Consider the following 24984-nt stretch of genomic DNA (forward strand, 5'->3'; position numbering starts at 1 on the left):
GTCACTCCCGGTGCGGGCCTGGACAACCCGTGTGACGCTCCCCTTCCGCCCGGTGCCTCGCGGCTCGTCCGTCCGGATCACCGCGAGGCCGCCCCTGGTCAGGCGAAGTTGACGAGCCTGATGTAGCGCGTCCAGTCCCAGTTCGGCCCGGGATCGGTGTGATCGGTGCCCGGCACCTCGTAGTGACCGAGGATGTGGGCGCGGTCCTTGGGGATCCCGTACTGGTCGCAGATCGTGGCGGTGAGCCTGGCCGACTCCTCGTAGAGCGCGTTGGTGAAGTAGGCGGGCCGGTCCACCCAGCCCTCGTGCTCGATACCGATGCTTCTGGTGTTGTAGTCCCAGTTGCCCGCGTGCCAGGCGACGTCGCGCTCTCTCACGCACTGGGTGACATGGCCGTCGGCCGAGCGCACGAGATAGTGCGCGGACACCTTCTTCTGCGGATTCTGGAAGATGGACAGGGTCGTGGCATACGTGGCCTGGGTGACGTGGATGACCACATAGTCGAGTTCGTAGCTGTAGGGGCGGTCCGACTCCGTGTAGTTGGAGCTGGTTGCCGGATTCCAGTCGGCGCCCGGATAGTCGACGGCCGCCGGCTGCGCGGCCGCCTTGGTATCGGGTAGCAACGCGTAGGGGAGGGCCGCGAGGGCCGCGCCCTTGAGCAGCCGCCGTCGGCTCGGGAACGACCGTGCTCGTTCCATGGAGAGTTGGCCTTTCGTCGGTTGGGGGGTCGGGGCCGTGAATCCGCGGCCCGGAGTCGGGCATGCCGGCGCGGATACCGGACGCGGGGGTGCCGGTTCAGGTTCCGGACCGCGCGGAGCGCGCGATCAGTGCCGGAGTGCCGCGGCTGTCTCCCGCAGCCGGGCGTGCAGTCCGCGATGGGTCTCACGCGCGGGCAGCCATTCCTTGCGGAGCTTGGCGACGCACGTGTAGTTGGTGTCGCAGACGTTCGCGAGGGGAGACTCGACCGTCTGTGTCGCGAACTGGTACGCGTCCAGCTCGCTGAACCCGTAGTCGCGCACCAGCCACTGCACGAGGTCGAGCTGGGATATCCGGAAGGCGTCCTCCAGCGGGCGTGCCGAGCCGGTCGAGATGATGTGGGTGTCGGACTCGATACGCGGCCAGGGGGTGGCGACTCCCTTGAGAAGCTCGACGATCACCACCGTGTTCATCGCGCATTCGACCGCGACTCCACAGGTCTCGCCCTCACCCTGGCGCGCGTGCCCGTCGCCCAGACTGAGCAGGGCGCCTTCGACGTTCACCCCGAGGTAGCAGGTCACTCCGGCCCGCATCTCCGGCGTGTCCATGTTTCCGCCGTGCGCGTCGGGCACCAGGGCGGAGCGGACCTCCAGGTTCGCGGGCGCCACACCCACGGTGCCGTGCATCGGATCCATCGGCAGTTCGACCTGGAGGTCGCTGTCCCGCGCGCTGAACAGCGCGGTCCGCCGCTGCCGGTCGAGCTGCCAGATCCACACGGTCTCCGGCAGCGGTGGCTGGAGGGACGCGGTGGTGTGCGTGGAGGTCAGGGCGCCGAAGAGCGGGACCGTCGTCGACGCCGCCCAGTCACGGGCCGGTTCGATCGAGACGAAGTGGACCGCGACCGTGTCACCGGGCTCCGCTCCCTCGACATGGAAGGGACCTGTCTGCGGATTGAGGAACGGGAACTCGCACACCTCGGAGACCAAGTCCTTCTCGGAGCGCACCCGTCCCGCGAAGCAGTCCTCGGTGTAGAGATCGAGGACCGTGCCCGGTGCGATGCGCGCCACGGGAGGTGCCCCGCCGAACGTCCAGGCGAACTCGTCCGGCGTGGGGCGCACGGTCAGGATCCGGGGGTCGCTCATGACTGCACAACTCCGCTCTGCGAAGGGGCGGGGGTCGAGGTCTCGTCGAGGTGGACACGGGCGGTCTCGGCTATGCGCCCGGGGTGGCGGCGCAGCAGGAAGATCAATATCACGACACCGGCCGACATCCAGACACCCACGACCGGTCCGGCGTACGACACGGGCGGGGTCAGCTCGGTCACGAAGTCGAAGACCGGCAGACCCGCGGCCGTCAGCAGGGCGGGAACGAAGGCGATGATGCCGAGCAGCGGGAACACCAGGTGCCGCACCGGTTTGAGCAACTCGCGTCTGCGGCGCAGGAAGTAGCCAGCGCAGGCGAGATTGACCACGATGTACACGCCGATCACCACGGTGACGATCACGGTCGCGAGGAGCAGGAACGCGGTCACGGGGTCGTACGCGAGGCCGAGTCCCAGCATCGCCGCCACGGTCACGGCGGTCTGTACGGCTACCCCGGCCGCGGGGGAGCGGTGTCTGGGGTGCACGCGCGCGAAGAGCGCGGGAAAGACCCTGATCCGAGCCAAGGCGAAGGCCGTGCGCGTGGAGACGGTGGCACACGCGTTGGCGTTGGCGATCGTCGAGTTGACCACAGCGAGGAACACGAGCACCCAGAACAGCCCGAAGGAGGCGCGAGCGACTCCTTCCCACGAGGCGGCACCGGAGGCCCCGAATCCCGCGAACCGGTCGGGACCGAAGTACACCGACATGGCGTACGTCGTCAGGACGTAGACGAGACCGATGGCGAGCGCCGCGCCGAGGACGGCCCGGTGCATCGTGCGGCGCGGGTCCTTGGTCTCCTCCGCGAGCGGGGCCGCCGCCTCGAACCCGGCGAAGGCCAGCACGGTGTACACCGATCCCGCGAACACGCCGCTGATCCCGTCGTAGCCCGTGGCGGTGTGGGACGTGCCGAACACCGACAGCGTGTTGTCCCCGCCGGCCTTGACGATCAGCCACACCGCGAAGACGAGGAAGACCAGCACCTCGAAGACGCCGAGGACGGTACCGAAGCGGGCCGAGGCGCGCACTCCCCGATAGCCCGCCAGCGCGATGACCGCCGCGCCCGCGAGCGACCAGGGCCACCACAGGTCGCCCGGGTACGAGGACCATTCCTGGTGCAGTGTGCCCGCGGTGGTGAACCCGAGCTGGAGAAGGAGCAGCGGCGGCACCAGGGCCTCGACGAACACATAGCCCCAGCCCACGAGGAATCCCGCGGACGGATGCAGCCCCTGCGCGGTGTAGGTGGCCACCGACCCCGCGGCGGGCATCTCCCGTGCCAGTTCGGCCACGCACGACGCGGTGAACAGACAGGCCACCAGGGCGATCAGCACGGACAGAGGAAGACTGCCGCCCGCGAACGCCGCTCCCGACGGGATGGACGCGGCGACGGCCGCAGCCGGTGCCATCGCCGTGATGCTCTGGAACAGGACCTCGCGCAGGCCGATCGCCTCACGCCGCAGACCCGGAACTGCCTCCTCCGACATCTGAACCCCCCGATCCGACCGGAACACAGCCCCCGGCAGGACGGCTGCGCCTCGCGTGAATTACGGTACGGCGCTTGCCGGTTGGGCAGGAAGAGGCGGGCGCGAGTCCGTGGACGGCCCGCGGATTGTGGACAACGCGATCACCCGCGAGGGGGAACGCCCCCGGCCGATGTTTTCGTGTCCATCCGGCCGTTCCGTGCAACGCCTCTCCGGCGTCCCGTACACGGCCGGGAGGCGTGCCGCTTGCGACTGGTAGGGGTTCGCCGACGGCCGGCCGGGGTCCCGACTGCGACCGGTCGGCGTTCCGCCTACGACCGGCCCGCCACCGCCGCCGGGTCGTCGAGCACCGCGCGCACCACCGAATGCGCCGCACCGAGCAGCGGCCCCTCGGATCCCAGACGGGATACGGACACGGGGCAGGCGGGACCCGCCGTACGCCGCGCCAACTCGTCCTCCAGCGAGGGAAGCAGCCAGGGCGCGAGCCCGGCGAGGGCCCCGCCCAGCACGACCGTCTCCGGGTCCAGCAGGTTGACCGCCCCGGTCAGAGCGATGCCGAGCGCGGTGCCGGCGTCGCGCAGGGCACGGCGCACGTCCGGATCGCCGTCGGCGGCACGCCGGGACAGCAGCCCGACCCGGTCCTCGCCGGGTTCGAGACCGGCGGCACGCAGAACGGCCTCCTCGCCCGCGTACTGTTCGAGGCAACCGCGGCCGCCGCACGGGCACTCCGGTCCCTCCGGACGTACCGGAACGTGCCCCAACTCGCCCGCGAAACCACGGGTCCCGCGCAGGAGCTGCCCGTCCACGAGTACCGCGGCACCGATGCCGATCTCCGCGGACACGTGCAGGAAGTCGCGCGGGGTCGTGTCGCCGAGCCAGAGCTCCGCGAGGCCGCCGAAGTTCGCTTCGTTGTCCACGGTCAAGGGCCACTCGGCGGGCAGCAGCTCACCGAGGTCCGTGTCGTGCCACTCGAGGTTCGGGGCTTGGACCACCGTCCGGGCGTCACGGGCGACGAGCCCGGGGACGGCGACGGCGAGGCCGGCGGGCCACAGCCCTTCCCGGTCGGCCTCGGCGACGATCTGCCGTACCAGCGCCGTCAGTTCCTGGATCACCGGCCCGGCCGCCCGGCCGCGGTTCGTGCCGTGCCGTACGGCACGGGCCCGCACGGCGCCCCGGAGATCGACCGCGCACACCGCGAGATGGTCGACGCCCACCTCGGCGCCGATCCCGGCGGGACCGTGCCCGCTGACGGCGAGCGCCGAGCCAGGACGTCCCACTCTGCCCGGCCGCTCGGGCCCCAGTTCTTCGAGGAGCCCCGTGCGGATCAGTTCGTCCACCAGGGTGGATATGGCCGCCCGGGTCAGACCGATGTGGGAGGCGACGGCGGCACGCGACAGCGGCCCCTCGTCGCTGACGGTGTGCATGACGCGCGAGAGGTTGCGGCGGCGCATGCCCTGCTGGGTGTCGGGCAGTCGTCGGCCGGAACCGGTCGGATGGGCCTCGTGCAGCGGTGCGGTCATGCTTCCGTCAGTCCTCGTCCGGCCGTCCCGTCGGCCTGTCTCGGTGCGGGTTCCCACCGGGTGGTCCCGCTTCGAGCGGGCCACCGGGCCGCCCCGGGCCGGTACCGCTCACGCGGGAGGGGACGCCAACTCGCGAGAGCCGGTCACGCCGGGGCGGCACGCCTGGTCCTGGTCAGTTCCTGTTCGGCTCCCGTTCGAGCAGCGGGGCCGCGTCGGAGAGTACCCCGGTGATCCGCGCCAGCGTCTCCTCGTCCCGTTCCATGGCATCGAACACCGGCCCGCGGGCGGTGTCCCAGCGCCGGGCCACCGCTGCCGGGTCCTCGCCCGTCAGCAGACCTGCCGCCTGCGCAGCGGCGCCGAGTGCGACCAGTTCTCTGGCCTCGGGCACCTGCACGGGTCGACCCGAGAGCCGGCGTACGGTCTGCTGCCAGGCCTTGCCCCGCGCCCCGCCACCGATCAGGAGCAACGGCGCCGAACGGTCGGCGTCCGCGTCCAGTACCAGGTCGAGGGCGCCCAGCAGGGAGTGCACAGCGCCGTCGTACGCGGCTTGGAGCAGCTGCCCACCCGTCGTGTCGTGCCTGAGTCCGTGCAGCAGCCCCGAGGAGTGCGGCAGGTTCGGTGTGCGCTCGCCGTCCAGGAACGGGAGAAACGTCACCGAGGAGCCGGGCTCGACGGCCTCGCGGTCGAGGCCGAGCAGCGCGGCGAACCGGTCGACGGCCAGCGTGCAGTTCAGCGTGCAGGCCAGCGGGAGCCAGTCGCCGCGCGCGTCCGCGAACCCGGCCACCGTGCCGGTCGGGTCGGCCGGGCGGTGTGTCGAGACGGCGTACACGGTCCCCGAAGTGCCGAGGCTGATCACCGGGGTGCCGGAGCGCAGCCCGAGGCCGAGTGCGGCGGCCGCGTTGTCCCCGGTTCCGGCCGCGACCAGGGTGCCCTTGGAGAACGGCAGTTCTCCCCTGGCATGCACTGTCCCAGCCACCTCGCCCGGCCGGACGACGCGGGGGAGCAGAGCGGGGTCGAGCCCGATGTGGGCGAGGACCTCCTCGTCGTACGCCTCGTTCCCGGAGGCCCACCACCCGGTGCCCGAGGCGTCCCCGCGGTCGGTGGTGGCCTGTCCGGTGAGCCGTTCGGTGAGGTAGTCGTGGGGCAGCCGCACCGCTGCCGTCGCCCGGACGGCGTCGGGCTCGTGCTCGGCCAGCCAGGCCCACTTCGTGGCCGTGAAGGACGCGGTCGGCACGCTGCCGGTCCGCTCGGCCCAGGATTTCGGGCCGCCGAGCTCTGCGACCAGCCGACGGGCCTGGGGCGCCGAGCGCACGTCGTTCCACAGCAGGGCGGGGCGTACGGGCTCGCCCTGGGCGTCGAGCGTCACGAGCCCGTGCTGCTGCCCGCCGATCGACACGGCCGCCGCTTCACGGGCGGCGTCGCCGCACTGGCGCAGCGCTTCGCAGAGCGCGTCCCACCACTGGCGGGGGTCGCTCTCGCGGCCCGCTCCGGTGGAGACGGTGTGCGGCGCCTGGCCGCTCGCCACCACCTGTCCGGTCGACGCGTCGACGACCAGGGCCTTGGTGGACTGGGTGGACGAGTCCACCCCGATGACGAGCGGACCCTCGGCTGCTGACATCGGACTCTCCCTCTTCCGCGGCTCCGCGGGATCTGTGCTGGTCATGGGATCTGTGCTGTTCACGGGGGTGTCCGGACCTGCCGCGGCCCGGATCCCGCGGTTCGTCCCCGGACCGATGTGACCAGGTTTCCTACTTCGTCTCTTCCCAGAGATGCGTCCGCATACTAATTTGTAAACTGCCATGACGAAATAGTCGGAGCTAGCAAGGAGCCGCGGCATGAACTACCAGCCCACCCCCGATGACAGGTTCACCTTCGGCCTGTGGACCGTCGGCTGGCAGGGAAGGGACCCGTTCGGCGATGCCACCCGGCGCGCCCTGGACCCGGTCGAGTCCGTACAGCGACTGGCCGAGCTCGGTGCCTACGGAGTGACCTTCCACGACGACGACCTGATCCCCTTCGGATCCTCGGACAGCGAGCGCGAGTCGCACATCAAGCGGTTCAGGCAGACCCTGGACGCCACCGGCCTCAAGGTGCCGATGGCCACCACCAACCTGTTCACGCATCCCGTCTTCAAGGACGGCGCGTTCACCTCGAACGACCGTGACGTGCGCCGCTACGCGCTGCGCAAGACCGTCCGCAACATCGACCTGGCGGTCGAGCTCGGCGCCGAGACGTACGTCGCCTGGGGCGGCCGCGAGGGAGCCGAGTCCGGCGCAGCCAAGGACGTGCGGGTAGCCCTCGACCGCATGAAGGAGGCCTTCGACCTCCTCGGTGAGTACGTGACCTCACAGGGTTACGACCTGAAGTTCGCGATCGAGCCCAAGCCGAACGAGCCCCGCGGCGACATCCTGCTCCCCACGGTCGGCCACGCCCTCGCCTTCATCGAGCGCCTGGAGCGTCCGGAGCTGTACGGCGTCAACCCCGAGGTCGGTCACGAGCAGATGGCCGGACTGAACTTCCCGCACGGCATCGCGCAGGCGCTGTGGGCGGGCAAGCTGTTCCACATCGACCTCAACGGTCAGTCGGGCATCAAGTACGACCAGGACCTGCGGTTCGGCGCGGGCGATCTGCGGTCCGCCTTCTGGCTGGTCGACCTCCTGGAGACCGCCGGTTACGCGGGCCCGAAGCACTTCGACTTCAAGCCGCCGCGGACCGAGGACTTCGACGGCGTGTGGGCGTCGGCTGCGGGCTGCATGCGCAACTACCTGATCCTGCGCGAGCGCACGGCGGCGTTCCGTGCCGACCCCGAGGTCCAGGCGGCACTGCGCGCCTCGCGTCTGCACGAGCTGGCGCAGCCGACCGCCGAGGACGGCCTCGCGGGGCTGCTCGCCGACCGTGCCGCGTTCGAGGACTTCGACGTCGAGGCCGCCGCCGCGCGCGGCATGGCCTTCGAGCAGCTCGACCAGCTGGCGATGGACCACCTCCTGGGCGCGCGCGGCTGACCGAACCGCTCCCGTTGGGCCGGACCCGCCCTCCGGCGGGTCCGGCCCGCACGCCTCAGTGTCCGGTCCTCGTGTGGAGATTCCCGGAATCATGCGATCCAGGGCATGAGTCCGTATCAACTTCCGCACAGGGGTCGCGCGATGACCGGATTCGAGGCGACTCTTGGTGGTATGGCCATGCCGCCCGAACCGCCTCAGTCTCCACGGTCACAGCGAGACACAGACCCTTTTGGGAGTGATGTCCAAGGCTCGCGTTCAGGGAGCTACGGGCCTCCGTCGTCAGGGGGTTACGGTCCTCCGGAATCCGGGGGGTACGGTCCTCCGGCGTCGGGTGGCTATGGCCCTCCGTCCTCTGGGGGGTACGGACCTCCACCGAGTGGCTTCGGCCCTCCTCCGGGGGGTTACGGCCCTTCATCCGGGGACCACGGTTCGCCGGATCAAGGCGGCGGCCTGCCTCCGGGGCAGAGCGGCGGCGGATGGCCGCCACCTCCGCCACCTGGACCGCCGCCCGGACCGCCGTTCGGGCCCGGTGGTCACCGCGGAGGGCGGCGGCGCAACAGCCTGCTCCTTGTCATCGCAGTGATCGTCGGCGTCGGCATCATCGTGGCCGTGGCCGTTGCGGCCACAGGTGGCGGCGGCAAGGGCAAGAAGTCCCCCACCGAGAGCACCGAGCGGTCTCCCGGTCCCTCGCTGAGTCTCCCGTCCGGATTTCCGTCGCTTCCCTCGAGCCTGCCCAGCGTCGTGCCGTCGCTTCCCTCGGACCTGCCCACCGGGTTGGTACCCAGCGACCTGCGGTCCCTCTTCCCGTCCCTCGCGGACGACGAGGTGCCCTATTACCTGCTTCGGAAGGGCGATTGTTTCGACACGGACGACGCCCTGCCCGGACAGGCCGCCAGGCGCGAGTGCACCCAGCCGCACGACGCCGAGGTCGTGAAGGTCTCCGAGCTCAACGGCACCTACACGACGGAGGCGGCCCTCAAGAAGGCAGCGTCCGCGCTGTGCAAGGCCCCCTTGGAGCAAAAGGCGACGTATCAAGCGGCCGGTACGGTGCGCGAGACACTCGTGCAGTACCCGGACACCGGGAGCTACGAGACCGGCATCGACAAAGTCACGTGCAGCCTGGCCGCGGGCGTCGGCAAGGGGACCCACAAGCTCACCGGGCCGCTGAAGTGAGCGGCACGCGCGCGTGTCTGTCCATCGTCCACGCACGCGTGCCGCCCCGAAGGGTTTCGGGATCAGATCCCGCGCGGCAGCCGCACGTAGGTGACGGTCGTCTCGATACCGCTGTCCACGAGCCGCCCCTGTGCGTCGAAGGCGCCCGTCCCGTCGGTCATCCCGAAGTCGTTGTCGTTGATGAGGGCGAGGGTGTCGTGGTCCACGCGCGCGACGCCCTCGATCTTGCCGGGCACCCCGGCGACGGTCCCCAGGTCGACGACCAGACGCTTCGCCGGCACCGGAACGCCGGCCGACGCCGGGTCGTCCAGCTGCTCCAGCGACGGCGACGTGGTGTCGCTGTCGTACGGGCCGCCGAGGATGTTCGCGTCCCGGGTGAGCCGCACCGACTGCAGACGGGCCGCCTTGTCGGTGCGCTCCTCCACGAGTAGTCGGTCGCCGCCGATGGCCACCACGGAGGAGATCTTCAGCTCGGACGTGTCGTCCTCGCTCGGGTCGACCACGTTCACCGGGTCGAAGCGGTACGCGTACTCGGCGGTCACGGCGTGCTTCCTGGGGGAGAAGCGCAGCAGCCTCGTCGTGCGCGACGCCTCGCCCGCCGCCGCGTCGGGCAGCGAGAGAGGGCTCTGCAGCGCCATCACGAGATCACCGTCGGGGAGCTGGGCGAGCCCTTCGAGACCGCGGTTGGTCTTGCGGTGGAGCAGTACGGCAGGCAGTGCCTCGACGACCGGATAGTCCGTGCCGGTCAGCTTGAGACCCTTGGGAACATAGCGCGTGAGGACCTTCCCACGCGCGGAGACATGCACCAGCGACGGGCTGTACTCGTCGACCAGCCAGAACGAGCCGTCCTTCGCCCGCACGATGCCCTCGGTGTCCAGACCGTTCGCATTGTACGGAAGGGAGGTCTGGGCGTCGTAGGAGTACGGCGCCTCGTCGCGTCCCGCCTGGTTGGGCAGCCCGGTGACCGGCTTCCCCGACGATGTGGTGATCGGGATCGAGTCGATGACCTTCATGCTGTCACCGCACACCCGGATCTTCACGATCGCCGGGTCGAAGCCCGGAACCGGAAACGTCCGCCGCTTCGTGCCGGCCACCTTGATCTGGCCGTTGGGCCCCCGGTCGGTGACCGTCCAGAACTCGCCCTTGCGTCCGGTCGGGTAGATGTCGCTGCCGATGCCGCCGAGGTCGACACCGCGGTCGTCGCCCACGGTGCCGGGCAGCAGCGCGTTGCTGAACGTGCCGAGCGGGATGTTCCCGAGCGTCGCGGTGTGCGTCACGCGCGGCTGCGCCGGTCCGGACGTGGCGTCCGCGGTGCCGGCCATCACGAAGGCGGCCAGCACGGCGAGCGGCACGCCCAGGGTGACGGATCGGTGGATGCGGTGCTTGCCGGCGACATGCGGGGACATCAGGCCTCCTGAGCCACAACTTCGTTGACAGCGGTCAGAGTTGGCCTCGATGCCGAACGGATTGCGACGCGAGGGTGAACGCCGCGCGTCAACCAATGATCGGGTCTCCGTCGAACGCCGCGCGGCCAGTCATGATCCTGTGCACCGGGCCCGATGGCCCCGGTGTGCGGGGCCACCCGGTGTCCTCTCAGGGTTGAGTAGGGGGCACGCGTCAGGGACGTATCAGGGTCGCGGTCCGGAACCGTGGGACGCGGGGACCCGTTCTCAGGACAGAGAGCGGCAGCAGCCGCGGAGGAGGCGACACATGTCGAAGAACGCGAAGATCGCCGCAGGAGGTGTGGCGGTCGGCCTGATTCTGTTGATCTGGCTGCCCTGGTGGGCCGCCTTCCTGATCGTGCTGGGAGTTCCGGCGGCCGCGTATCTGGCGCTGGATCCCTCGCAGCGGCGCAGGCTGCGCCGTGTCACCCGCAAGGAGCTCGGCCGCTGAGGAGTGGCCGCCCGGCGCCAGGTCTTCCGTCGGCGGTCCCTCCGCTCACCGTGGCCGGTGAGCGGAGGGACCGACGCGACTGACGCAGGGGAACGGGCAAGGCCGCGTCACCGGGATTCCTGTGACGCGGCCACTCAGCTCGGGCGCACCGCCATCTTGTCCAGGGCCTCCAGGAGGCCGGGCAGTTCCGGCCCGCGTCCGACGGGCAGAACCTCGCCGGGTTCCTCGTCGAGCAGGACGAAAGCGATGTCGTCGGTCCTGGCGACCAGTGACCAGCCGGGGCCGTCGGCGCGCAGGGTACGGGCGTCGCCCGTCGCGAAGGACGAGCGGACACGGCCCAGCGGGGGCGGTGTGTCCACGTACGAGCGGACCTCGGCGAGAACGCGGCGGATCCCGGCACGGTTCACGCCCTTCTGGTCCTCGCCCTCTTTCCCGTCTCCGCCCTGAGAGTCCTGAGCGTCGTCAGAAGCGTTCTCGGCGCCCTCCGAGGCCGCGAACTCGCTGTCGTCGATCTGGTCGCGCCACATGGCCCACTGGAGCGCGATCTCGTCGGCACCGAGGCGTCGCTGGGCCGGCCCCCAGGAGGTGGTGTCCGGCGGGCTGAGCGGAGACCGCTCCGTGAGCTCGGCCGAGGGGTCGTGCGGAGCCGGTACCCCGGGGGCCGAGACGGCGACATCGAGGGGCCAGCCGGGCAGCGCGGCCACGACCGTCCGCTCGTCCGGCGACAGCTCGTGCTCCATCCCGCAGTCCCAGGACGCGATGGCGACGGCGACCAGGGAGACGTCGTCGATGACGACGGTCCAGCGTGCGCCCTCCCCGTCCTGGCCGAGCACCAGCCCGTACCCCTCCGCGAGAGGCGCGAGGTCGAGCGTCGCGCAGGCCTCCGGGTAGTCGTCACCGAGCACGCTGGGGAACTTCGCCGGCGTCAGCAACACCGCGGTCAGCACATACAGCGCGTCGTCGTCCACGGTGGCGACGGCGTCTTCGTCCGTCCCGGCCATTCCAGCCTCCCGATCGCTCCATCTGTCGGCGCACCCTAAGCGACGGGAAGGCGCTTGTCACGGGCCCGAAACCCGTGTGGAGCTGCAGCTATCCGGCTGGACGGGGGCGAAACGCCCTTGCGGACCCGCCCGGTCAGGCCGCGGGCAGTCCGAGCAGGGTGCGGGCGACCGCCTGCGGCGACTCGTCGCGTTCGCGGGCGAGAGCGACAACGGCCCGGCAGGCCAGCTCGTTGACCCCGAAGGACAGCGCCTCCGGCGACACCCAGGCGGCTGCCTCGTCGATCTGCTCCTGGTCGTCCTCCGCGCACGCGGCCACGTACACCGCGGCCGCCTCGAACAGGTTGTATGTGCGCTTTCTCTCCTTCCGGGCCGACTCCCGCGCGGACCTCTCGGGCCGCTCGGCCGCGGTCCTGCGCCCGATGGAGCGGAGCCTGCCGAATATGCCGGACATCCGGTCACCGTCCCCTGCGTGATCGCCGATCGTGCGGTTGCTGCTACTCAACGTAGAGATGGAGCTGCGGCGGCAGAAGGGGGGCGGCCCGGTGAACCGGGATCCGGTGTCAGTGGCCGGCCGCGTCGAGGGAGCCGAGGGTGGTCCGCAGCCAGGCCAGTTCGGCCTGGCTGGTGGCCCGCGCGATGGTGAGGATGCCGCGCCGGAAGGGGTCGTCCAGCTCCTCGGCTCGCAATGGTCGGTCGCCGTCGTAGAAGAAGCTCGCGGGCTCCTCCAGGAAGGCCAGCCTGCGGCGCAGCACGCCGGCCTGCGCCACGGGGTCCTGCAGATGTCTGAGGAAGGCGAGCACCGCGAACCAGCGGTTCTCGTCCGTGATGTCCCGCCGCGACGGTTCCGCGAGCCTGCGGCGCAGCTCGCGCCGGCCTTCCTCGGTGAGCGTCAGGACGTGACGGGGGGCGGCGACGGAGCCGGGCTGTGTGGCGCGTTCCAGCAGCTGCGTGTTCTCCAGCCGCTTGATCGCGGGATACAGCGTGCTCTCCGCCACCGGCTTCACATGCCCCGTCAGCGCGGTGATGCGCTTTCGCAGCTCATAGCCGTGCAACGGGGCGTCGTACAGGAATCCGAGGATGGCCAGCTCCAGCATGACCACATTCTGCCGCACCAACGTTGTACATCGCTCCAGCAATACATCGTAACCGATGTATGCTCTTCGGGCTGTGGAAGACGAAGGAACTGCGACAGGGGAGAGCGCTATGCGACAGGCGGAGTTCGACGGCAGGGGCAGCATGATCCGCTGGACGGAGGCGGCGGGTGGTGGACCCGCACGCGTGTACGTGCACGGCCTGGGGTCGGCCTCGACGGTCTACAACGCCCACATCGCGGCCCGGCCCGAACTGGCGGGGCGGCGCACCTTGTTCGTCGACCTGCCCGGCCACGGCATCAGCGACCGGCCCGCCGACTTCGGCTACACCCTGGAGGACCATGCCACGGCTCTGGCGGCAGTCCTGGACGCGGCCCATGTCGCCGGGGCGGAACTCGTCGCGCACAGCATGGGCGGCTCCGTCGCGGTCGTGCTCGCCCATCGCCGCCCCGAGCTCGTCTCACGTCTCGTCCTGGTGGAGGCCAACCTCGATCCGCGTCCCCCGGTCACCGCAGGGAGCAGCGGCATCACCTCCTACGAGGAAGACGACTATGTCGACAACGGCGGTCACGCGCGCGTGCTCGAAAAGATCGGCCCCCTCTGGGCCGCGACCATGCGACTCGCCGATCCACGCGCCCTGCACCGCTCGGCGGCAGGACTCGCCCAGGGCAGCACCCCGACGATGCGTCGGATGCTCATGGGGCTGACGGCCGAGCGCGTCTTCCTTCAGGGCGAGCTCAGTGGCGAACTGCCGGGTGCCGATGGTCTGGAAGCGGCGGGGGTGCGTGTCGTGGCCGTGCCGGGTGCCGGACACAACATCATGTTCGACAACCCCGACGCGTTCGCGGCGGCCGTCGCCGGCACGGCCTGACGGCTGATCACCGGATCCGGCCGGCGGTCGTCCCCGGCGGAGGGCCCGCGGCCTCCGGCGAAGGGCCGGCGGTCATCCCCTGCGTGCGGCCAGCGCGAGGAAGCGGGCGTCCTCGTCCACGTACGAGGTCATGTCCCAGCCCGAAGCGGCCAGCAAGGGGCCCAGGTTGTGTTCGGCGCGCAGGTCGTCCGGAGTGATCTGCCGGCCCTGGCGGGCCGCGAGCGCAGCCCGGCCGATGGGGTGGAAGAGGGCCAGTGTGCCGCCGGGCCGCACCACCCGGGCCAACTCCACCAGATTCTCGGCGGGGTTCGGCAGGTGCGCGACGAGCCCGGCCGCGAACACCGCGTCCAGCGACGCATCGCGCAGCGGCAGCGCGGTGACATCGGCCAGCAGCAGCCTCCCGTCGCGGTCCCGTCCGGCCCGGACCGCGGCCTCCAGCATGGCCGGGGTCAGATCGGCTCCCACGACCACTCCGGTGCCGCCGACGGCCGCTCGCAGCGGGGGCAGGGCGCGCCCGGTGCCGCAGCCCGCGTCGAGCACGCGGTCACCCGTGCGCAACCGCATACGGGCCACCGCTGCCGCGTAGGCGGGCCCGTCGTCGGGGAAACGGCTGTCCCAGTCGGCGGCGCGCGCGCCGAAGAACTCCTGGACGTGTGTGTGGTCGTCGCTCATGTGCCGCATGATCTCTCACCGACACGAAGGACGACGCGGTGCACATGTTCGAGCCTGCCGCGATCGCTCGGGCGCACACCTTCGTCACTTTGCAACAGCTTTCGAAACGCGCCCCAGTTGTGCGCCCCAGCGCGCACTAGCGTCCCGGGGCCATGGGACACCTGGACCACGCCGCCTTCGGCTGGCTGACCCCCGTACTGTCGTACGCGATGGCGTGCACAGGCTCCGCACTGGGGCTGCGCTGCACGGTCCGCGGACTCGACGCCACCGGAAGGTCGCGCCGCAACTGGCTGATCGCGGCTGCTTCCGCGATCGGCACCGGCATCTGGACGATGCACTTCGTGGCGATGCTGGGCTTCGGCGTCACGGGCACGCAGATCCGCTACAACGTGCCACTGACGATCCTCAGTCTGCTGGTCGCCATGGCCGTCGTCGGCGCGGGCCTCTTCGCCGTCGGCTACGGTCGCGACCGGCACCGCGCACTCGTTTTCGGCGGGCTCACCACAGGGGTCGGCGTGGCGAGCATGCACTACCTGGGAATGGCGGCACTGCAGCTGCACGGCCAGGTGCGCTACGACCTCGCACTCGTCGCCCTCTCCGTCGTGATCGCCGTGGTGGCCGCGACCGCCGCACTGTGGGCCGCGCTCTCCATCAGGTCCCCCGTGGCGGTCGCCGCCGCCTCCCTCGTCATGGGCGGCGCGGTGAGCAGCATGCACTACACCGGAATGATGGCCGTGAGCGTACGAGTCGCCCCCTCCGGCGTACCGCTGTCCGGTGCCACGGCGATGCAGTTCATCTTTCCCCTCGCCGTCGGCCTCGGCTCCTACCTCTTCCTGACAGCGGCCTTCGTCGCGCTGTCCCCGATGTCCGGCCGAACCGAAGCATCCCCGTCGGCCCGGCGCCCGGTCGAGGGCGCCGCCCGCTGACGCCGGTACCGGAGCCGCGCGGCCCGGACGGCACGCCCCGAACCTCTCCGATCGAGGAGGCCATGCGTACACCCCGCAGGACCATCACGGCAGGCGCCCAGCCGCCGCCCCCGCGGCGCGGCCGACGCGCGCACGCCGGTCCGCCGGCGGACGAGGGGGACCTCCTCGCCGGACCCTCGCCCGAAGCGCTCACGCGCGCGGGACGGTGGCATGTCCGGCCCCGTACCGTCCGGGCCAAGATCGTCAGCCTGCTGATGGTGCCCATCGTCTCCTTGCTCGCACTGTGGGCCTACGCCACCGTGAGCACGGCGCAGGACATCGCGCGGCTGCGGCAGTCGCAGCGCGTGGACTCGACGGTCCGCGCCCCCGTGGACGCCGCGGTCGCCGCGCTCCAGGCCGAACGGGCGGAAGCCGTCCGCTATGCGACCGATCCCGCCGCGTTGTCGCCGAGCGACTTCAAGGACCTCTCTCGACTCACCGACCGCGCCGTGGCGAGGCTCCGCCTGGGAGACCACAACACCGTCGCCGACGGCGCGGACCTGCCGGACGGAGTCGCCGGGCGCCTCGCCGCCTTCGTCGCCGACACGGAGCGACTGCGGTCGCTGCGCACCGGTGTGCTGGAGCGCCGTACCGGATGGGAAGAGGCGTACGGCGAGTACACCAGGGCCATTTCGACGGCATTCGGAGTCGACGGTGCGCTCACCGGCATCTCCGGAACGGGCCTGCGCACGGACGCACGTGTCCTCCTCGAATTCTCCCGGGCGCGAGAGGCGCTCGCACAGGAGGACGCCGTGCTCGGCGGAGCCCGGCTCGCCGGGACCCTCGACGGTGAACGGCTGCGGCTGTTCACGGGAGCCGTGGACACGCGCCGCACCCTGACGGATGCCGCGACGCCGGACCTCGGCGGGCCCGAACGAACCGCCTGGAACGACCTCGTGCAGGGGAGCGCCTACGACGACGTGCGCGCCGTCGAGGGCAAGGTGCTTCTCTCGCGCCCCGGCCCCAAGGCCCTCGATGCCGCGCCGGAGGCCGCCTGGAGCATCGCTCACGAGCGGGTGAGCGACGGAATGCGTACGGTCGAGGCCGACGCGGGCCGTCGTGCCGCGGACGCGACCGACCCGCTCGGGCACGCCCTGCTCACCCCGGCCGGCGCCGCGGTCCTCTTCGGCCTCGCCGCCGTCATCGCCTCGCTGATCATCTCCGTACGCATCGGACGCGACCTCGTCGTCGAACTCGTGGGACTGCGCGACGGCGCCCTCGACATCGCCCGCCGGAAACTTCCCGAAGCCATGCGCAGGCTGCGCGCGGGAGAGCCGGTGGACGTCGACGACGAGGCCCCGCCGGGACGGCCCTCGGAGGACGAGACCGGGCAGGTCGCCCAGGCGCTGAACACCGTGCACAGGGCTGCTCTGCGCGCCGCGGTCGAGCGCGCGGAGCTGGCCGGCGGTATCTCCGGAGTCTTCGTCAACCTGGCCCGGCGCAGCCAGGTACTCGTGCACCGCCAGCTGAATCTCCTGGACGCCATGGAGCGCCGGTCCGACGACCCGGACGAGCTGAGCGACCTGTTCCGCCTCGACCACCTCACCACGCGGATGCGCCGTCACGCGGAGAGCCTCATCATCCTTTCCGGAGCCGCGCCGGGACGGGCGTGGCGAAGGCCCGTCTCGCTCACGAACGTGGTCCGGGCGGCGGTCTCCGAAGTCGAGGACTACGCGCGCGTGGAGGTACGGCAACTCCCCGAGGCGGCCGTGACCGGCGGAGCGGTCGCCGACCTCACCCATCTCCTGGCGGAACTCGTCGAGAACGCCGCCCAGTTCTCGCCCCCGCACACCCGGGTGCGGATCACCGGCGAACCGGTCGCGAACGGCTATGCGATCGAGGTCGAGGACCGGGGACTGGGCATGGGCAAGGAGAGGATCGCCGAGGCCAATCTGCGTATCGAGCGGTCCGAGGCCCTCGACCTGTACGACAGCGACCGGCTGGGCCTCTTCGTGGTCAGCCGGCTCTCGGCCCGGCACGGCATCAAGGTGCACCTGCAGACCTCGCCCTACGGGGGTACGACTGCGGTAGTACTGCTGCCCACGGCACTGCTGCAGGATGGCCCGATGGAACGTTCCCTCCAGGAGCACGACACGGACGGGCCGCCGGAGAGGGAGTACACGCGCGTGCCGGTCGCCCCGGTGCGCGACGCCGTCCAGGCCGTCACCGATCGGCCCGCGCTGGTCCCACCGCGACCGAGGGCTTCCGAGGAGCCGGCGAACGGATCACGGGGAGCACCGCCCCAGACGAACGGTACGAAGGAGACCGCGTTTTCGGGAGTGGCGCCGCTGCGCCTGCACCGCCCCGAGGAGGACTCCGCGGACTCCGGCGCACTTCCACGCCGGGTGCGCCAGGCGAACCTCGCCCCCCAACTGCGCGGACAGCGTTCCGACGAGCCGGCGGAACCCCCGGTGTCCCCGGAGGACGACGAGCGCACACCCGAACTCGTACGGGCGCGCATGGCCGCGTACCGGGCCGGATGGGCACGCGGCGGCGGCCGGTCCCCCGGCGTCGGAGCAACCGCCGGCCCCGAAGAGGGCGGCGACAGCAGCGAAGGAGACCCCTCATGATCCAGGACCCGAGCACGGGCAGCGCCCAGCGGTCCGGCGAACTCGACTGGCTGCTGGACGACATGGTGCTGCGTGTGACCGAAGTACGGCACGCCGTCGTGCTGTCGAACGACGGACTGGCGGTGGGCGCGTCCACCGCCCTGCGGCGCGAGGACGCCGAACACCTCGCGGCCGTCGCCTCCGGATTCCACAGCCTGGCCAAGGGAGCCGGCCGCCACTTCGGCGCGGGCGGGGTGCGCCAGACGATGGTGGAGATGGACGAGGGCTTCCTGTTCGTGGCCGCGGCCGGGGACGGTTCGTGCCTCGCCGTCCTGACCACCGCCACCGCCGACATCGGACTCGTGGCGTACGAGATGGCGCTTCTGGTCAAGCGTGTCGGCGAGCATCTCCACGCCCCGCCCCGGGTCGGCGCACAGCCGCCCGAGGCAGGATGACCGAGGACGGCCTGTACAGATGACCGAGGACGCACCGGGCACCCCGCCATTGCCGGGCAGCCAGTGGTACGACCAGGAGGCGGGCCCACTCGTCCGCCCCTACGCCGTGACGGGCGGGCGCACCAAAGCCGGTCCCGCCGGGACGCATTTCGATCTGATCGCCCTGGTCACGCTCGACAGGGCAGCGCCGGGAGCCGATGGGGACAGCTCGCTCGGCCCGGAGCACCGGACCCTGGTCGAACTGTGCCGTACAGAGACCCTGTCGGTCGCCGAACTGGCCGCGGGCACCGGTCTTCCCGTGGGTGTGGTCAGGGTGCTTCTGGGCGACCTCCTGGAACGCGGCTGCGTCATCGTCAGCCGGCCGGTGCCGCCCGCGCACCTGCCCGACGAACGAATCCTCCGCGAGGTGATCGAGGGGCTGAGGGCGCTCTAGACGATGAACATCGGTCGGTACAACGGTCCTTCGCGCTCGCTCCTGGGCACGGAACGGACGTGTTCCGGTCACAAGGGGCAATGTGCGGTCCAAGCCTGCCCGATGGAGCCGTAGTTGTCATGATGCTGGCTTCGTTCACCCGTACCACACGCACCGATGCCGGCGGTCGCCGGCACTCCCGAGAGAAGTGATCCATGGTCTCCGAGAACTCCGACGCCACGGGTGGCGACCCGACCGCCATGGCGCTGAAGATACTGGTCGCCGGCGGGTTCGGCGTCGGGAAGACCACCCTGGTGGGCGCGGTCAGCGAGATCCGGCCGCTGCGTACCGAGGAACTGCTGAGCGAGGCCGGCCGGTCCGTCGACGACACCGGCGGCGTGGGACAGAAGATCACCACGACCGTGGCCATGGACTTCGGACGTATCACCATCCGGTCCGGGCTCTCGCTCTATCTCTTCGGAACACCCGGTCAGGACCGCTTCTGGTTCCTGTGGGACGAACTGTCGACGGGCGCTCTGGGTGCTGTCGTCCTCGCCGACACCCGACGGCTCGAGGACTGTTTCCCGGCGGTGGACTACTTCGAGCACCGCCGGATTCCCTTCGTGGTGGCGGTCAACTGCTTCCCGGAAGCCCGCACGTACGGCACCAAGGACGTCTCCCGCGCCCTCGACCTCGACCGAGGTACGCCGGTCGTCCTCTGTGACGCCCGCGACCGGGAATCCGGGAAGGAGGTGCTGATCCGGCTCGTCGAATACGCGGGGAGAGTGCACACAGCCCGGCTGCTCGAATCCGTCAGCTGAGGCTGCCCGCCATCCTGGTCGACCCCACCCGGCGCCACGACACCATCGCACGGCTGCCTGCGGAACCATCGCGCGGCTGCCCCGCGGCGCCACCGCTCACGTCTGCTCGTCGGCCATCTTCTCTGCCATGCCACCCATCCGCCTTGCCCGGACGGCGGCAGTGGGGAAGGCTTGCTGGTCGAATCCTCCGGCCAGGGGGGAACACCACACGGGGAGACCGGATCATGGAACAGAACACGGGACTCGGCTGGTTGCTGGACGACCTCACCGAGCGCGTCGAGCACGTTCGGCATGCGCTGGTGCTGTCCAACGACGGGCTGGTGACGGGCGCGAGCACAGGACTCCGACGCGAGGACGCCGAACACCTCGCCGCGGTCTCGTCGGGACTGCACAGCCTGGCCAAGGGCTCCGGCCGCCATTTCGGCGCCGGGCGGGTACGGCAGACGATGGTCGAGTTCGACGACGCGGTGCTCTTCGTCACCGCGGCCGGCACGGGGAGCTGTCTGTCCGTCCTCAGCGGGGCGGAGGCGGACATCGGCCAGGTCGCCTACGAGATGACGTTGCTGGTGAACCGCGTCGGCGAACACCTTCGTGTGGACGCTCGACAGCCGGAAGGCAAGCCCGTTTCGGACCTCTGACCTGCAGGTACCGCGCCGCGGCTGAGGTTTTCCACAGGCTCGCCACGATGTCCGACAAGCCGGATACGGTTTTTCCCGAGGCGAGCGCACACCGGCGCGAGCCTCCCACACCTCAGGGGAGACCGTCATGTCCGGGACCACCATCACACAGTCCGCCACCCTCTCGATCAGCCGGGCCGCACGGGAACTGGAACTCAGGCGAGGCGAGTTCGACCTGGCCCTGAACCTCGGCTGTGTGCGCTCGGTTCCCGACGAGGGAGGCGGGGGACGCCGGATCACACGTGCGGAGATCGACCGAGTGCGAGCCGAAGCCGGGTTCCCGGAGGCGCTGCGCGAGAGGGTCAAGGCCGTCGGCGCCACGGAGGGCGCCGCCCTCGTGGGCGTGACGAACGCCCGCTTCGCACGCCTCGCACGCCTGGGACTGGTGGTGCCGGTCAAGTTTTATCTCAACCGCTACAGGATGGTCGTCTGGCTCTACCTCGCCGAGGAACTGCGGCAGTTCGCGACCGACGAGCACAACGCGCCGCTCCTGAGCGGCCGTACACCGGAAGCCCTTCGGGATCAGCTGAGTGAAGGGCTGGACCTTCGTCCCCGCAACTGGCGTGGCCGCCACCTGGGGTTCCTGCTGAGGCAGACACAGGACCCCTGGGCCCGTGCCGCGGTGGTGGCGTCCCTGCTCGACCCCGTCCACGTGGCCGAGGTCGTCAAGGACCCCTACGAGCGCGCCCATCTCAACCGCCTTCGGCCCGGGCCTGTTTCACAGGCCGCACCGGACTCGCCCGGAGCGCTGATCGTCGAACGCATCACGAGGGCGGACGACCCGGACGAGATCGGCTGGCTGAGGGCCGACCTGGGGCAGAGCGTTCTGGAAGCCAGGGAAGACCGCCCCGTGCCCCGCCCGACATCGGACCCCCCGACCGTCCCGGCACCGGCCCCGGCGTACGTGTCGTCGCCAGGCCGGCCGACCGCGGCTCCACCGACGGCCGCCCGGCTCTCACCGACCGGTGCTCCGCGCGCCGTGCGAGAGCGCCTCACCGTCACGGACGCCCCGCTCACGCCGCCGGAGTCCGCGCGGTCGCGGAGGCTGCTCGCACGGCTGCGCCGAAGGAGCCCGGACGAGTCCGCCTACAGCGCTCTGAACAGTCCCTCCTGCACGACCGAGACGAGCAGGCGTCCTTCGAGGTCGTAGATGCGCCCGCGGGCCAGACCACGGCCGCCCGTCGCGATCGGTGATTCCTGGTCGTACAGGAACCACTCGTCCGCGCGGAACGGCCGGTGGAACCACATGGCGTGGTCCAGCGACGCCATGTCGAAACCGCGCGGTCCCCACAACGGCTCCACCGGGATCCGGACGGCGTCCAGCAGAGTCATGTCGCTCGCGTAGGTGAGAGCACAGGTGTGCACGAGCGGGTCGTCACCCAGCGGCCCGACAGCACGCATCCATACGGCGCTGCGCGGCTCGGCGTCCTTGGTCTCCTCGGGCGTCCAGCGCAGCCGGTCCACATAGCGGATGTCGAACGGCTGGCGCCGCGCCATGCGTTCCAGCGTTTCGGGCAGAGCGCCCAGATGCTCCTTGATCTCCTGCGTCACCGTCGGCAGGGACTCGGGATCCGGCACCTCGCGGGCCGGCGGCAACTGGTGCTCGAAGCTCCCTTCCTCGGGCTTGTGAAAGGAGGCGGTCAGATTGAAGATCGTGCGGCCCTGCTGCACGGCGGTGACGCGCCGTGTGGTGAACGACCGTCCGTCCCGAACCCGTTCGACCTGGTACACGATCGGGACGCCGGGGCGGCCCGGACGCAGGAAGTACGCGTGCAGCGAGTGCACCGGCCGGTCGCCCTCCGTGGTACGGCCGGCGGCGACCAGCGCCTGGCCCGCGACCTGGCCGCCGAAGACCCGCTGCAGCGACTCCTGCGGGCTGAGGCCGCGGAAGATGTTGACCTCGATCTGCTCCAGGTCGAGCAGGTCGACGAGCCTCTCGGCTGGGTTCGTCATCGGTGGGATTCTCCTGTGCTCACAGCTGTCCGACGTCGGTGACCTTGACGATGGCACGGCCCTCGGCGTCCGAGGCCGTGAGGTCGACCTCCGCGCTGATGCCCCAGTCGTGGTCGCCGTTCGGGTCCGCGAAGGTCTGACGGACGCGCCACAGACCGTTCTGCGGCTCCTCCACGATCGAGAGCAGCTTGGGGCCACGGGCGTCGGGACCGGTACCGAGGTCCTCGTACTCGTCCCAGTACTTGTCCATCGCCTCGCCCCACGCGTCGACGTCCCATCCGGAGTCGCCGTCCATCTCGCCGAGTTCGTCGACGTTGTCCAGAGCGGCCAGCTCGACCCTGCGGAACATCGCGTTGCGGACGAGGACACGGAAGGCTCGGGCGTTCGAGGTGACCGGCTTGACCTGGTCGGCCTTCTCCTGAGCTTCCTCGGCCGTCATCACCTCGGGGTTGGCGAGCTGTTCCCACTCGTCGAGCAGGCTGGAGTCGACCTGTCGCACCATCTCGCCCAGCCAGGCGATCAGGTCCTCCAGGTCCTCGGACTTGAGGTCGTCCGGGATGGTGTGCTCGAGGGCCTTGTAGGCGCTGGCCAGGTAGCGCAGGACGATGCCCTCGGTGCGGGCGAGCTCGTAGAAGGAGACGAACTCCGTGAAGGACATGGCCCGTTCGTACATGTCACGGATCACGGACTTCGGCGACAGCGGGTGGTCGCCGACCCACGGATGGCTCTTGCGGTAGGTGTTGTACGCGTGGAAGAGGAGTTCCTCCAGCGGCTTGGGGTACGTCACGTCCTGGAGCCGCTCCATGCGCTCCTCGTACTCGATGCCGTCGGACTTCATCGCGGCCACGGCCTCGCCACGGGCCTTGTTCTGCTGGGCCGCGAGGATCTGCCGCGGTTCGTCCAGCGTGGACTCCACGACGGACACCATGTCGAGGGCGTACGACGGGGAGTCGGGGTCCAGCAGGTCGAAGGCGGCGAGCGCGAACGTCGACAGGGGCTGGTTGAGCGCGAAGTCCTGCTGGAGATCGACGGTGAGCCGCACGACGCGGCCCGTCGGGTCGGGCTCGTCGAGCTTCTCCACGATGCCGCCGTCGAGCAGCGAGCGGTAGATCGCGATGGCCCGGCGGATGTGCCGCAGCTGCTGCTTGCGCGGCTCGTGGTTGTCCTCCAGCAGATGCCGCATCGCCTCGAAGGCGTTGCCGGGCCGTGCGATCACCGAGAGCAGCATCGTGTGCGTCACGCGGAAGCGCGAGGTCAGCGGTTCGGGATCGGAGGCGATCAGCTTCTCGAAGGTGTTGTCGGTCCAGCCCACGAAGCCCTCGGGAGCCTTCTTGCGCACCACCTTGCGGCGCTTCTTCGGGTCGTCGCCGGCCTTGGCGAGCGACTTCTCGTTCTCGATGACGTGCTCCGGCGCCTGAGCGACGACGTAGCCCGCCGTGTCGAAGCCCGCGCGTCCGGCCCGGCCCGCGATCTGGTGGAACTCGCGGGCGCGCAGCGTGCGCACCCGAGTGCCGTCGTACTTCGTGAGCGCGGTGAACAGCACCGTACGGATGGGGACGTTGACGCCGACACCGAGCGTGTCCGTGCCGCAGATGACCTTCAGGAGACCGGCCTGGGCCAGCTTCTCCACCAGCCGCCGGTACTTGGGCAGCATGCCGGCGTGATGCACACCGATGCCGTGGCGTACGTAGCGGGAGAGGTTTTGGCCGAACTTGGTGGTGAACCGGAAGTTGCCGATGAGCTCGGCGATCTGGTCCTTCTCCTCACGCGTGCACATGTTGATGCTCATCAGCGCCTGCGCCCGTTCCACGGCCTGCGCCTGGGTGAAGTGCACGATGTAGACCGGGGCCTGCTTGGTGGCGAGCAGCTCGGTGAGGGTCTCCGTCAGCGGAGTGAGCACGTACTCGTAGGAGAGCGGGACGGGCCGGGTCGCCGAGCGGACCACGGTCGTGGGCCGGCCGGTGCGGCGCGTGAGGTCCTTCTCGAACATCGAGACGTCGCCGAGGGTCGCCGACATCAGGATGAACTGCGCCTGCGGAAGTTCCAGGATCGGGATCTGCCAGGCCCAGCCCCGGTCGCCCTCGGCGTAGAAGTGGAACTCGTCCATGACGACCTGACCGACATCAGCGTGTTTGCCGTCCCTCAGCGCGATGGACGCGAGGACCTCGGCGGTGCAGCAGATGACCGGAGCGTCGGCGTTCACGGAGGCGTCGCCGGTGAGCATGCCGACGTTCTCGGTGCCGAACATCTTGCAGAGCTCGAAGAACTTCTCCGAGACGAGCGCCTTGATCGGCGCCGTGTAGAAGGTGACCTCGTCCCGGGCGAGCGCGGCGAAGTGCGCACCTGCGGCGATCATGCTCTTGCCCGAGCCGGTGGGCGTCGAGACGATCACGTTCGCACCCGAGACAACCTCGATCAGCGCCTCCTCCTGATGGGGGTAGAGGGTGAGACCGCGTTCCCCGGCCCACGACTCGAAGGCTTCGTAGAGGGCGTCGGGGTCTGCGGTCTGCGGCAGCTGATCGATAAGGGTCACGCCCCCATCTTGCCTGTCGATGCACGTGATGGGGGAATCGGATGTTCGGGCAAAGATCACGACCGCTACGCTGTGGCGCC

Annotated in this window: 23 protein-coding genes; 11 read left to right on the plus strand and 12 right to left on the minus strand. The window is 70.5% G+C overall.

Features of this window, described 5'->3' with window-relative positions; genetic code table 11:
• Positions 1-98 precede the first annotated feature (98 nt).
• From OG780_RS35515 to xylB, 5 genes are all read right to left on the minus strand, one after another.
• The gene (locus OG780_RS35515; RefSeq protein ID WP_328455107.1) at positions 99-698 is read right to left on the minus strand and encodes an N-acetylmuramoyl-L-alanine amidase; all 600 of its coding nucleotides are present in this window, start codon (positions 696-698) and stop codon (positions 99-101) included.
• A 126-nt stretch (positions 699-824) separates the two neighbouring features.
• Complete coding sequence (locus tag OG780_RS35520; protein ID WP_328455109.1) at positions 825-1838, minus strand: acetamidase/formamidase family protein; 1014 nt, start codon at positions 1836-1838, stop codon at positions 825-827.
• Positions 1835-3319: an APC family permease gene (locus OG780_RS35525; RefSeq protein ID WP_328455110.1), complete on the minus strand. Its 1485-nt coding sequence runs from the start codon at positions 3317-3319 to the stop codon at positions 1835-1837. Before OG780_RS35525 ends, OG780_RS35520 begins: the two co-directional genes overlap by 4 nt.
• A 308-nt stretch (positions 3320-3627) precedes the next feature.
• A complete protein-coding gene (locus OG780_RS35530; protein WP_328455112.1) occupies positions 3628-4836 on the minus strand; it encodes an ROK family transcriptional regulator in 1209 nt (402 codons plus the stop codon).
• 172 nt (positions 4837-5008) lie between these two features.
• On the minus strand, positions 5009-6454 hold the full coding sequence (xylB, locus tag OG780_RS35535; RefSeq protein WP_328455114.1) for a xylulokinase: 1446 nt from the start codon (positions 6452-6454) through the stop codon (positions 5009-5011).
• Between the two features lie 217 nt (positions 6455-6671).
• Here xylB and xylA point away from each other — a divergent pair, with 217 nt between their 5' ends.
• Together xylA and OG780_RS35545 are read left to right on the plus strand one after the other, a co-directional pair.
• A complete protein-coding gene (xylA, locus tag OG780_RS35540) occupies positions 6672-7838 on the plus strand; it encodes a xylose isomerase (RefSeq protein ID WP_328455116.1) in 1167 nt (388 codons plus the stop codon).
• A gap of 609 nt (positions 7839-8447) precedes the next feature.
• A complete protein-coding gene (locus OG780_RS35545; RefSeq protein WP_328455118.1) occupies positions 8448-9011 on the plus strand; it encodes a hypothetical protein in 564 nt (187 codons plus the stop codon).
• Positions 9012-9073: 62 nt separating this feature from the next.
• Here OG780_RS35545 and OG780_RS35550 read toward each other — a convergent pair whose 3' ends face one another.
• The gene (locus OG780_RS35550; RefSeq protein WP_328455119.1) at positions 9074-10417 is read right to left on the minus strand and encodes an esterase-like activity of phytase family protein; all 1344 of its coding nucleotides are present in this window, start codon (positions 10415-10417) and stop codon (positions 9074-9076) included.
• A gap of 304 nt (positions 10418-10721) precedes the next feature.
• On the opposite strand from OG780_RS35550, the gene OG780_RS35555 reads away from it, so the two are divergent.
• Complete coding sequence (locus OG780_RS35555; protein ID WP_151473737.1) at positions 10722-10904, plus strand: hypothetical protein; 183 nt, start codon at positions 10722-10724, stop codon at positions 10902-10904.
• Positions 10905-11038: 134 nt separating this feature from the next.
• On the opposite strand, the gene OG780_RS35560 is transcribed toward OG780_RS35555, so the two are convergent.
• The 3 genes from OG780_RS35560 to OG780_RS35570 form a co-directional block, all read right to left on the minus strand.
• Positions 11039-11905 carry a hypothetical protein gene (locus OG780_RS35560; RefSeq protein WP_328455128.1) on the minus strand — a complete coding sequence of 289 codons (867 nt, stop codon included), beginning with the start codon at positions 11903-11905 and terminating at the stop codon, positions 11039-11041.
• A 133-nt stretch (positions 11906-12038) separates the two neighbouring features.
• A complete protein-coding gene (locus OG780_RS35565) occupies positions 12039-12356 on the minus strand; it encodes a hypothetical protein (RefSeq protein WP_443062249.1) in 318 nt (105 codons plus the stop codon).
• Positions 12357-12465: 109 nt separating this feature from the next.
• Positions 12466-12999 (minus strand): PadR family transcriptional regulator, encoded by a 534-nt coding sequence (locus tag OG780_RS35570; protein ID WP_328455130.1) that lies wholly within the window; start codon positions 12997-12999, stop codon positions 12466-12468.
• A gap of 109 nt (positions 13000-13108) precedes the next feature.
• On the opposite strand from OG780_RS35570, the gene OG780_RS35575 reads away from it, so the two are divergent.
• Positions 13109-13867 carry an alpha/beta fold hydrolase gene (locus tag OG780_RS35575; protein ID WP_328455132.1) on the plus strand — a complete coding sequence of 253 codons (759 nt, stop codon included), beginning with the start codon at positions 13109-13111 and terminating at the stop codon, positions 13865-13867.
• A 72-nt stretch (positions 13868-13939) separates the two neighbouring features.
• On the opposite strand, the gene OG780_RS35580 is transcribed toward OG780_RS35575, so the two are convergent.
• Entirely contained in the window at positions 13940-14539 is a 600-nt protein-coding gene (locus OG780_RS35580) for a class I SAM-dependent methyltransferase (RefSeq protein ID WP_328455134.1), read from the minus strand.
• Positions 14540-14691: 152 nt separating this feature from the next.
• On the opposite strand from OG780_RS35580, the gene OG780_RS35585 reads away from it, so the two are divergent.
• The 7 genes from OG780_RS35585 to OG780_RS35615 all read left to right on the plus strand — a co-directional run bounded on the left by OG780_RS35585 (position 14692) and on the right by OG780_RS35615 (position 21568).
• Positions 14692-15465, plus strand: a complete 774-nt coding sequence (locus OG780_RS35585; RefSeq protein WP_328455136.1) for an MHYT domain-containing protein — start codon at positions 14692-14694, stop codon at positions 15463-15465.
• 62 nt (positions 15466-15527) lie between these two features.
• Entirely contained in the window at positions 15528-18074 is a 2547-nt protein-coding gene (locus OG780_RS35590; protein WP_328455138.1) for a sensor histidine kinase, read from the plus strand.
• Entirely contained in the window at positions 18071-18508 is a 438-nt protein-coding gene (locus tag OG780_RS35595; protein WP_328455140.1) for a roadblock/LC7 domain-containing protein, read from the plus strand. Before OG780_RS35590 ends, OG780_RS35595 begins: the two co-directional genes overlap by 4 nt.
• A 19-nt stretch (positions 18509-18527) precedes the next feature.
• On the plus strand, positions 18528-18941 hold the full coding sequence (locus OG780_RS35600) for a DUF742 domain-containing protein (RefSeq protein ID WP_326789256.1): 414 nt from the start codon (positions 18528-18530) through the stop codon (positions 18939-18941).
• 194 nt (positions 18942-19135) lie between these two features.
• Entirely contained in the window at positions 19136-19741 is a 606-nt protein-coding gene (locus OG780_RS35605) for a GTP-binding protein (protein ID WP_326789257.1), read from the plus strand.
• Between the two features lie 224 nt (positions 19742-19965).
• The gene (locus OG780_RS35610; protein ID WP_328455143.1) at positions 19966-20379 is read left to right on the plus strand and encodes a roadblock/LC7 domain-containing protein; all 414 of its coding nucleotides are present in this window, start codon (positions 19966-19968) and stop codon (positions 20377-20379) included.
• A gap of 127 nt (positions 20380-20506) precedes the next feature.
• Positions 20507-21568, plus strand: coding sequence for a DUF6397 family protein (locus OG780_RS35615; protein ID WP_328455145.1), 1062 nt, complete (start codon positions 20507-20509; stop codon positions 21566-21568).
• Here OG780_RS35615 and OG780_RS35620 read toward each other — a convergent pair.
• Together OG780_RS35620 and OG780_RS35625 are read right to left on the minus strand one after the other, a co-directional pair.
• Complete coding sequence (locus OG780_RS35620; RefSeq protein WP_328455147.1) at positions 21505-22371, minus strand: acyl-CoA thioesterase; 867 nt, start codon at positions 22369-22371, stop codon at positions 21505-21507. The genes OG780_RS35615 and OG780_RS35620 overlap by 64 nt on opposite strands.
• Before the next feature lie 19 nt (positions 22372-22390).
• The gene (locus OG780_RS35625; protein ID WP_328455148.1) at positions 22391-24904 is read right to left on the minus strand and encodes a DEAD/DEAH box helicase; all 2514 of its coding nucleotides are present in this window, start codon (positions 24902-24904) and stop codon (positions 22391-22393) included.
• Between the last annotated feature and the right edge of the window lie 80 nt (positions 24905-24984).

The organism is Streptomyces sp. NBC_00386 (assembly GCF_036063235.1).
Lineage (GTDB): Bacteria > Actinomycetota > Actinomycetes > Streptomycetales > Streptomycetaceae > Streptomyces.

What these genes read in the sequence shown, in the direction of transcription:
- OG780_RS35515 (WP_328455107.1), bottom strand. Translation starts at nt 698, where the DNA reads ATGGAACGAGCACGGTCGTTCCCGAGCCGACGGCGGCTGCTCAAGGGC.
- OG780_RS35520 (WP_328455109.1), bottom strand. Translation starts at nt 1,838, where the DNA reads ATGAGCGACCCCCGGATCCTGACCGTGCGCCCCACGCCGGACGAGTTC.
- OG780_RS35525 (WP_328455110.1), bottom strand. Translation starts at nt 3,319, where the DNA reads ATGTCGGAGGAGGCAGTTCCGGGTCTGCGGCGTGAGGCGATCGGCCTG.
- OG780_RS35530 (WP_328455112.1), bottom strand. Translation starts at nt 4,836, where the DNA reads ATGACCGCACCGCTGCACGAGGCCCATCCGACCGGTTCCGGCCGACGA.
- xylB (WP_328455114.1), bottom strand. Translation starts at nt 6,454, where the DNA reads ATGTCAGCAGCCGAGGGTCCGCTCGTCATCGGGGTGGACTCGTCCACC.
- xylA (WP_328455116.1), top strand. Translation starts at nt 6,672, where the DNA reads ATGAACTACCAGCCCACCCCCGATGACAGGTTCACCTTCGGCCTGTGG.
- OG780_RS35550 (WP_328455119.1), bottom strand. Translation starts at nt 10,417, where the DNA reads ATGTCCCCGCATGTCGCCGGCAAGCACCGCATCCACCGATCCGTCACC.
- OG780_RS35555 (WP_151473737.1), top strand. Translation starts at nt 10,722, where the DNA reads ATGTCGAAGAACGCGAAGATCGCCGCAGGAGGTGTGGCGGTCGGCCTG.
- OG780_RS35560 (WP_328455128.1), bottom strand. Translation starts at nt 11,905, where the DNA reads ATGGCCGGGACGGACGAAGACGCCGTCGCCACCGTGGACGACGACGCG.
- OG780_RS35565 (WP_443062249.1), bottom strand. Translation starts at nt 12,356, where the DNA reads ATGTCCGGCATATTCGGCAGGCTCCGCTCCATCGGGCGCAGGACCGCG.
- OG780_RS35570 (WP_328455130.1), bottom strand. Translation starts at nt 12,999, where the DNA reads ATGCTGGAGCTGGCCATCCTCGGATTCCTGTACGACGCCCCGTTGCAC.
- OG780_RS35575 (WP_328455132.1), top strand. Translation starts at nt 13,109, where the DNA reads ATGCGACAGGCGGAGTTCGACGGCAGGGGCAGCATGATCCGCTGGACG.
- OG780_RS35580 (WP_328455134.1), bottom strand. Translation starts at nt 14,539, where the DNA reads ATGAGCGACGACCACACACACGTCCAGGAGTTCTTCGGCGCGCGCGCC.
- OG780_RS35585 (WP_328455136.1), top strand. Translation starts at nt 14,692, where the DNA reads ATGGGACACCTGGACCACGCCGCCTTCGGCTGGCTGACCCCCGTACTG.
- OG780_RS35590 (WP_328455138.1), top strand. Translation starts at nt 15,528, where the DNA reads ATGCGTACACCCCGCAGGACCATCACGGCAGGCGCCCAGCCGCCGCCC.
- OG780_RS35595 (WP_328455140.1), top strand. Translation starts at nt 18,071, where the DNA reads ATGATCCAGGACCCGAGCACGGGCAGCGCCCAGCGGTCCGGCGAACTC.
- OG780_RS35600 (WP_326789256.1), top strand. Translation starts at nt 18,528, where the DNA reads ATGACCGAGGACGCACCGGGCACCCCGCCATTGCCGGGCAGCCAGTGG.
- OG780_RS35605 (WP_326789257.1), top strand. Translation starts at nt 19,136, where the DNA reads ATGGTCTCCGAGAACTCCGACGCCACGGGTGGCGACCCGACCGCCATG.
- OG780_RS35610 (WP_328455143.1), top strand. Translation starts at nt 19,966, where the DNA reads ATGGAACAGAACACGGGACTCGGCTGGTTGCTGGACGACCTCACCGAG.
- OG780_RS35615 (WP_328455145.1), top strand. Translation starts at nt 20,507, where the DNA reads ATGTCCGGGACCACCATCACACAGTCCGCCACCCTCTCGATCAGCCGG.
- OG780_RS35620 (WP_328455147.1), bottom strand. Translation starts at nt 22,371, where the DNA reads ATGACGAACCCAGCCGAGAGGCTCGTCGACCTGCTCGACCTGGAGCAG.